Annotated in this window: 6 protein-coding genes and 1 pseudogene; 3 read left to right on the top strand and 4 right to left on the bottom strand. The window is 72.2% G+C overall.

What is annotated here, in order from left to right:
- The 3 genes from C1I98_RS31590 to C1I98_RS31580 all read left to right on the top strand — a co-directional run.
- The coding region (locus C1I98_RS31590; RefSeq protein ID WP_233508354.1) for an FAD/NAD(P)-binding protein at positions 1-1,544 on the top strand (1,544 nt) is incomplete at its 5' end.
- Positions 1,545-1,632: 88 nt separating this feature from the next.
- Positions 1,633-2,685 carry an AF_0692 family protein gene (locus C1I98_RS31585; RefSeq protein ID WP_146607755.1) on the top strand — a complete coding sequence of 351 codons (1,053 nt, stop codon included), beginning with the start codon at positions 1,633-1,635 and terminating at the stop codon, positions 2,683-2,685.
- Positions 2,682-3,368, top strand: a complete 687-nt coding sequence (locus C1I98_RS31580; protein ID WP_111171024.1) for a YqeB family protein — start codon at positions 2,682-2,684, stop codon at positions 3,366-3,368. The genes C1I98_RS31585 and C1I98_RS31580 overlap by 4 nt, the downstream gene beginning before the upstream one ends.
- 67 nt (positions 3,369-3,435) lie before the next feature.
- Here the strand turns inward: C1I98_RS31580 and C1I98_RS31575 are convergent, their stop codons facing one another.
- The 4 genes and pseudogenes from C1I98_RS31575 to C1I98_RS31560 form a co-directional block, all read right to left on the bottom strand.
- Positions 3,436-5,043 carry an outer membrane protein assembly factor BamB family protein gene (locus C1I98_RS31575; RefSeq protein WP_111171023.1) on the bottom strand — a complete coding sequence of 536 codons (1,608 nt, stop codon included), beginning with the start codon at positions 5,041-5,043 and terminating at the stop codon, positions 3,436-3,438.
- Positions 5,040-6,653, bottom strand: coding sequence for a carboxylesterase/lipase family protein (locus C1I98_RS31570; protein ID WP_111171022.1), 1,614 nt, complete (start codon positions 6,651-6,653; stop codon positions 5,040-5,042). Before C1I98_RS31570 ends, C1I98_RS31575 begins: the two co-directional genes overlap by 4 nt.
- A gap of 119 nt (positions 6,654-6,772) precedes the next feature.
- Positions 6,773-7,291, bottom strand: coding sequence for a hypothetical protein (locus C1I98_RS31565; protein ID WP_146607754.1), 519 nt, complete (start codon positions 7,289-7,291; stop codon positions 6,773-6,775).
- A gap of 62 nt (positions 7,292-7,353) precedes the next feature.
- A pseudogene (locus C1I98_RS31560) lies at positions 7,354-7,721 on the bottom strand (hypothetical protein); the annotation flags it as partial.

Genomic DNA, 7,721 nt, shown 5'->3' with positions numbered 1-7,721 from the left:
GCCCCATTCCTCCCCAGCGCGCCAACCCCCCATCCGAGGGATGGGACGAACCGCCCGCAGCGGCGAGCCTCATCGACATGGAAATCGCACTCGTCGGCGCGGGAGCCGCGGCCGTAGGTCTGCTGGACGCGCTCGCGACCACGTCTCTCGCCCGGGTACGTCCCGGGCTGATCACCGTCTTCGAGCCGTCGCCGCATCTGTGGCGCGGCCGGCCGTACGGGCCTGACCTGGACACGGTCCTGGTCAACGCGCCGCCCGCGATCATGTCGATCCGGCACGGCGACCCCGGCCACTACGCCGCCTGGCTGGGCGAGAGCGGCGCCGCCCACCTCGACGACCTGCTCGGGCAGCCGCTGGTCCCCCGGCACCGCTACGGCGACTACCTGGCCGCCACCGCCGAGGCCGCACTGCGGACGCTGCGCGCGAACGGCTGGCGGACCCGCATCGCCCGCGCCCGCGTCACCGGAGTCGAGCGGCGCGGCGACCGGCTCGCCGTGGTCGCGGCGGACGGCGGGCGGTACGCCGCCGACCAGGTGGCCCTGTGCGTGGGCGGCGGCGAGCCGCGCGACCTGTACAGCCTCGCCGCCGCCCCCGGATACGTCCACGAGCCGTACCCGCTGGCCCGAACGCTCGCCCCGATCCCCGCCGACGCCCGGGTCGCCGTCCTCGGCAGCGGCCTGACCGCGGTGGACGTCGTGGTCTCACTGGCCGCACGCGGGCACACCGGGCCGATCACCATGCTCTCCCGCAGCGGCCTGCTGCCGCACGTCTGGCAGCGCCCGTCCGGCCATCGGCCCGCCCACGTCACCGCCGAACGGGTCGCCACGGCGCACCGCGAGCACGGTACGGTGCCGCTCGGCCACCTGATCGGCCTGTTGCGCGCCGAACTCGCCGAGGCGGGCGAGGACTTCGACGCGTTCGCGGCCGACCTGCTCGCCGCCGGTACCGAGGACCCGGTACGGCGGCTGCGGCGGCAGTTGCGGAGCGTCGGCGACCCGCGGATCGGGCGCAGGGTCCTCCAGGAGACCGCGCACACCGTCGGCCCCTACGCCTGGCGGCTGCTGCCGGAGTCCGGGCGGGCCCGGTTGCGGCGGCATTTCCGGCTGGCGACCAGCGTGGCCTCGCCGATGGTCCCGGTGAACGCGGCCACGCTGCTACGGCTGCTGGACGCCGGGCGGCTCACCCTCGTGCCAGACGTCCGCGCTGTGGAGGCGACCGGCGGAGGCTTCGCGGTGACGGCCGGCGACAGCGCCATCCATGTGGACGCGGTGGTCAACGCCGTCAACCCGCCGCCCCAGGCCGTCCCCCGCGCGGCCGGGGAACTGGTCGCGTCGCTGGTGTCGGGCGGCCTGGCCGCGTTCCATCCGGCGGGCGGCGTGGTACCGGCCGATCCGCGGGTCCAGGTGGCGGGCGACCTCGCGGGCGGCGGGCCGTTCATCACGTCCGGCATTCCGGGCATCGCCGCCCAGGCCGCCCGGACCGCCGACGCCATGCTCACCCTGGCCCGCGACGAAAGTAGCGAGGCGCCCGCTACTTTGCGCTGAGCGCCGGGCACCGGGCGGCGACCTCGGTCACGCCGGAGGCGACCCGTGGCCGATCCGCCGCCGCCCCGCCCGTCCCTAGCGTCGGGGCATGCGAACCGACACCCCGCCGCCTCCGCGAACGGCGACGCGGCTGCCACCCGTGCTGGGCCTGCTGCTGCTCGCCCCGGTGTGCGCGGAGTACCTGGCCGGATACGACGACTCCACGGGAAACGTCACCGAACTGCTCGGCGGGCTGGTCGTCTTCGTCCCCCTGTACGGCTGCGCCGCGCTCATCGTCCGCGAGACCGCCCGCCGCGCCGGACGGGGCTGGCCGACCATGCTGCTGCTCGCGACGGCGTTCGGCGTGCTCCAGCCCGGCATGATCGACCAGGCGATGTTCAACCCGTCCTACCGGGACATCGACTACCTCGGCCCGATGTTGGAGGCGACCTACATTCCCGCGCTGGGCCTCGGCGGCTACCTGTCGCTCGGCTGGGTGGCCGGGCACGTGATCTTCAGCGTCTGCGCGCCGATCGCCATCGTGGAGACGTTCGTCCCGGACCGCAGGGCCACGCCCTGGCTCGGCCTGCCCGGGCTGGCGGTGGCGGTGGTCGCGTTCGGGCTCGCCGCCGCGTTCGTGGTCAAGTGGCACCTGGACACCGAGGGCTTCGTGCCCACCGCCGCGCAGCTCACGGGGGCCGGCGCGGTGGTCGTGGCACTGATCGTCACGGCGTTCGCCACGGGCCGGCGGCCCGCCCCGCCGATCGGCCGCCCGGCGCCCGGCCCGTGGGTCGTGGGCGCGGTCGCGTTCGTGCTGCTGCTCGTGCCGGATCTCTTCGGTCTGGTCGTCGAATGGGCCGGGCTCGATCCGGCGATGGCCATCGACTGGCGGGGCTTCGCGGTGCTCGCGGGACGGCTGGCCGTACTGCTCGCGCTGCTGTGGGCGTGGTCGCGGCGGACCGGGTGGAGGGCGCACCACCGGCTGGCCGTGGCCGGTGGTGCGCTGCTGAGCACGAGCGTGACGGCGTTCGTCACCGAACCCATCGGCGATGTGACGGCCGCCGCTAAACTGTGGCACAACATGTTCTTCCTGATCGTTGTCGTGCTGCTCGTCGCGTCGGCGGGGGTCCGTGCTTCGCGGGCCGGGCGGGTGACGGTGTGACCGCGACCGTCGTCACCCTGCCGCCGTGGGAACAGGCCCTGGTCTGGGCCGGGTTCCCGGTGCTCGGCGCGGGCCTGGGCTGGGGGATCAAGGCCATCGCCGGGTGGGCGATCACGCTGCCGTGGGTCCCGTTCGACAAGCCGCTGGAGTTCATCGCGTCGCTGCCCGAGCCGCACGTCACGATCGGGGCGCTGGCCGTCGGTGGCGTCGCGGGCCTGGTACTGGCCTTCCTGGCGATCGCGGACCACGTGGTGATCACCGTGGACGACGACGGGGCGAGCCTCGTGTACGGCGACTCCCGCCAGGAGGTACGCCGGGCCGACGTCGGCGCGGCGTTCCTGGACGGCAAGGCCGTGGTCCTGCTCGGCCACGCCACCGAGGAGATCGCCAGGTCGCGCGGCTCGCTGCCGTCCGCCGCCCGCATCCGGGACGCCTTCGTACGCCACGGCTACCCCTGGCACGCCGACGGCGACCCGCACCGCGAGGAGTTCCGGCGCTGGGTGGAGGACCACCCGGAGCTGTCCCCCACCGCCAACGCCCTGCTGCGGGCCAGGGCCAGGGCGGTGGAAAAGGACCGCGGCGACGACGCCGCCGAGCTTCGCGCCGAACTGGCCCGCCTCGGTGTCGTGGTCCGCGACCGCGACAAGCGCCAGCACTGGCGGCGCGTCCCCGGCGACGATTGATCCGCCGCCGGGGGTTTCTGAACAGGTTCTGCACAAGTTTCCGAACAAGTTTCCGAACAAGCGAGGGTCAGCGCAGGCCGAAGGCCATGAACACCGCGCCGTGCGGGCTCGGGTACGGGAAGAACCCGGCCCCCGACTGCGTGTAGACCATGCCGTGCGAGATCACCGGGCCGCCGGTGCCCGCGACCTGGCCGCCGCGGCCGGTGAGCCCGTTCACGCCCACGACGTCCTGGATGGTGTCGTAGGTCCACAGCACCTTGCCGGTCTCGGCGGAGTACGCACGCACCTTGCCGTCGGTGCTGCCCACCCACACCACTCCGGGCGTGGTGGACACGGCGGTGGAATGACCGGGCCTGCACAACTGCGGGAACTGCGACGCGCCGCCGGTCGTGCAGCCGTCGGCCGGGTTCGGCGTCTCCCACAGCAGGTGCCCGGTGGCCGGGTCGAGCGCGAACAGCGTGCCCGGGGAGGCCATGTACGTCGCGACGTAGAGCCGCTTGCCGTCATAGCTGGAACCCCACTGGACGCCCGTCAGGCCGCCGCCGGGCTGCGGCTTGGACAGCGACCGCTGCCACACGATCTCACCGGTGCGGGCGTCGAGCACGTGGTAGACGCCGTTCTTCTGGCCGATCCCGACCAGCGCCCGCTTGCCGGCCCGGAACAGGTTCGGCGCCGCCCCGAGGTCGAAGTCCAGCGCGGTGCCGTCGGGGAAGTTGGGGCAGTACTCGCGGTCCTGGGGGGTGGGCAACGAGCACTCGATCCGCCAAGTGTCCACGTCGGTCATCTTGCGGGTCCAGCGGGGGCGTCCGGTGTCGGCGTTGATGGCCAGCACCGAGTCGTAGTGTCCGGCGCTGCCGGTGTAGTTCTGGCCGGTGCCGACGTAGACCGTACGGGTGATCGGGTCCACCGCCGGGCTGCTCCAGACCCCGGCGCCGGAGGGCGCGTAGCGGGTCTTGCCGTTCGGCCAGGTGCCGTCCGCCACCGGCGGGGGCGTGGTGTAGAACCGCCACACCAGCTTGCCGGAGTCGATGTCCAGGCCGTTGAGGTGGCCGCGGAACTGGCAGCACTCGTGGTCCTTGCCCATGATGTTCTCGCCGCTCGACACGCCGACGAACACCCTGCGGCCCAGGACGACCGGCGAGCTGGTCACCAGCGCGGCCAGCTTGTCGTCCAGCCGGCGGGCCCAGGCCAGCTTGCCGGTGCGCTGGTCCACGGCGTAGAAGTAACCGCGGCTGTCACCGAACAGCACCTTGCCCCTGGCCACCGCGGGGCCGTCCTGGACCTGCGGTGGCCAGCCGCCCTGGCCGACCGTGGTGAGGTCGAACTCCCACTTGGCCGCGCCGGTCTCGGCGTCCCTGGCGTACATCTTGCCCTCGGGCGAGCCGAAGTAGACCGTGTCGCCGACGACGGCGGCCTGGCTGCGCGGGGCGCCCGCGGCCTTCGGGTAGGCGAAGGCCCACTTGAGTTCCAGACCGGCGACGTTGCCGGCGGTGATCTTGCGTTCGGCGGCGTTGTGCCGCCAGCCCCACGGGTTCTGCTGCCACATCGACCAGTCCCCGTGGTGCGGCCCGTCACCCCCGCCCGGCGCGGGGGTCGCGGTCGCGGGGCCGGCGGTCACCGCCAAACAGAGCGCGGCCAGCGCCGCAGCCGCGCGAATGAGTCGTCTGCCGGTCATCGTCTCTCCTCGCTCACGTACGGTGTGTGCTCGTCCCAGAAGTCGCAGTTGTGCTGCCTGGCGATTTCGCGGGTGGCGACGCTGTCACCCGCCGGGGCCAGGGACATGACCGCCGGGTCCTTGATCGTGTAGCGGGGCCAGTACGGCGTGCCGTCCACGGTCGGGTCGCCGGTCCGGGCGAACCCCGTCCACTGCGCGACCAACTGGACGCCGAACGCCTGCTGGTTGGCCCCCTCGTTGGTCACCGGCCCGTACAGGAACGGGGCCTCGCTGATGTGGAAGCTGCCGTTCGGCTTGGTCCGGTCCAGGAAGAACAGCGGCGGGGCGTCGGTGTTGTCCACCTGGAAGGCGAACACCGGGATCCGCCTGGCCAGCCGTTCGTCGTTGCGCAGCGCCGGGCAGACCGAGTTGCTGTCGGCCACGATCGTGCGGGAGGCGATGAACGGCGCGGGCTCGGGGTAGCGCTTCAGCGGATAACGCGCCAGCACCTCGGGCGCGAGCGGGCCGTACTGGTCGCGGACCAGCTTCTCGTACTGCTCCGGCGTGTTGGCGGGCGGGATCTGCACCTCGTCACGGCCGACGCCGTGCATCACCGTGACCTTGTTGACCCTGCCCTTGGCGAACGCCAGCCCCGGCGAACTGGTCAGGATGCGGCCGTCCACGATGGGCGCGATCGTGCCGCGGTCCGGAGCCATGCCGTCCGACGACTGGTCCAGCAGCGCCTTGACCGGCTTGCCGCGCAGGCAGGCCGCCGCCTCGGCCGGGGTGGCCTGGGCACAGCCGAGCGCGGTGGCGAAACGGTCGCCGGTCTGCTGCGCCTCGGTCTGCGTGGGCAGTTCGGCCTTGCAGTCCTGCGGCTGCCAGACGGTGTTCGCGCCGCGCAGCGAGTTGTACTCACCGGCCTGCACGATCCCCTTGGCGAACAGCCCGCGCGCGGTGGGCGAGGCGACGTGCGCGCACACGCTCGACCCGCCGGCGCTGGCGCCGAAGATCGTGACGTTGCCCGGGTCGCCGCCGAACGCCGCTATGTTGCGCTGCACCCAGCGCAGCGCCTCCTGCTGGTCGCTCAGGGCGTAGTTGCCGGGGTTCGCGCCGAATCCCCGATGGGAGAGGAATCCGAACACGCCGAGCCGGTAACCCACCCCGACATGGATCACCTGCCCGGCGCGTGCCAGGTGGTCGCCCGGACCGGGCGCGCCGAACCGGAAGCCGCCGCCGTGGAACTCGACCATCACGGCCAGCGGCTTGCTGTGCGCGTCAGCGGGGGCGACGATGTTGAGCTTGAGGCAGTCCTCGTTCTCCGAACCGGCCCCCAGCAGCGGGGCCTGCGGGCAGGGGCTGCCTCGCTCGGTGGCCTGTAGTTCCCCTGGCCAGGGGGCGTGCCGTCGGGCGGGCGTCCAGCGAAGGTCGCCCACCGGGGGCGCGGCGTAAGGGACGCCGAGCCAGGATCGGACCCCCTGCCCCGCCGTACCGCACAACGTGCCGGTGTCGGTGACGACGGTCGTACCGGGGGCGCAGACGGGCGCGGCCACGGGGGCCGCTTCTGACGGTGACACGATGCCGAGCAACGCGATCGCAACAAGCGCGCTCAGCCATCTCCTGGGCCTCATGATGCGCTTCTCTCAGCAGGTCGAAGATCTTACGCATCGTGTCAAGGCGAGTCAGCCGAAGCAATGGCGATGGCCATAACTCTGTTTCTTAACCCCGGTGTCACTCCGCGCGGTTTTCGTTAGAAACGGTGCGGGCAGGGGTGTCCCTGGAAAAGCAGGCAGTTGGTGTCGTCAAGCCCGTCGGGGTCGAGCCCGCGCTGCACCTCCCCGCAGTACGGGTGGATCACCAACTCCCTTTCCCGGCCGCGCCAGCGCAGCCACCACCCCTGAAAGGTGCCCATCGCCTCATAGATGAACGTGACGTGCGGCCCCGGATGATCGGCCGACATCCCGCACTCGTAGGCATGCTCCCTGGGCAGCTCACCCGACTCCATCAGGCGCTGCCACTCGGCATCCGTGATCACCGTGAAGAACGAACACTCATTGCCCTCCGTCGGCCGCTGCAACGCCCCATTGGACCGGGCGATCACATGCCACAACGCGATCCGCGCACTCTGCGTGGCCTCATCCAAAAGCGTCACGTCCCCGTCATCGACGGGGACCCGGCCGAGCTGGTCGGCCAGCAGTCTCATGTGCGTGGTGAAGCGATGACAGGCTCGAACCAGATCGGTCACCGGACTGGTGTGCGCGGGAGGCATGCCAGCACGGTACGCCGCACGCCATACTTTCTGTGGGTAATCCCAAGAATACGCTGAGTATTTTACCCATCGACCGGCCGCCACCGGGTGCGGTCCCGCACCCTGTCGTAGATCGCGCGCAGCCAGGGCTCCCGGACCTGCGGCGAACGCGCCAGCGCCACCCCCGCAGCCGCCTCCCAGATCGGACTCCACCTCCCCGCCAGATCCACCGGCGGTTCGTACGGGAGGTCTTCCCAGCCCGCGATCACCGGAGCGGGCTCATCATGAACGACCCTCCGCACGGCACGCGGATCCAGCCACACCACCTGTCCGTACGAGCAGTCATCCACCCGCGTCGCCACCGCCCGCCCACACCTCGCACACCGCAGATTCGGCCCGCCGTCACCGCTGTGACCACAGCAGTACCCCTCGCACCGCTCCACGATGGTCT

Origin of the sequence: Spongiactinospora gelatinilytica (assembly GCF_003236385.1) — a bacterium.
GTDB lineage: Bacteria > Actinomycetota > Actinomycetes > Streptosporangiales > Streptosporangiaceae > Spongiactinospora > Spongiactinospora gelatinilytica.
The sequence above is the reverse complement of the archived record's forward strand: the minus strand, read 5'-3'. Positions and strand labels throughout refer to the sequence as shown.

Excerpts from the sequence above, each read along its gene's own strand:
- C1I98_RS31585 (WP_146607755.1), top strand. The coding sequence starts at position 1,633 with ATGCGAACCGACACCCCGCCGCCTCCGCGAACGGCGACGCGGCTGCCA.
- C1I98_RS31575 (WP_111171023.1), bottom strand. The coding sequence starts at position 5,043 with ATGACCGGCAGACGACTCATTCGCGCGGCTGCGGCGCTGGCCGCGCTC.
- C1I98_RS31570 (WP_111171022.1), bottom strand. The coding sequence starts at position 6,653 with ATGAGGCCCAGGAGATGGCTGAGCGCGCTTGTTGCGATCGCGTTGCTC.
- C1I98_RS31565 (WP_146607754.1), bottom strand. The coding sequence starts at position 7,291 with ATGCCTCCCGCGCACACCAGTCCGGTGACCGATCTGGTTCGAGCCTGT.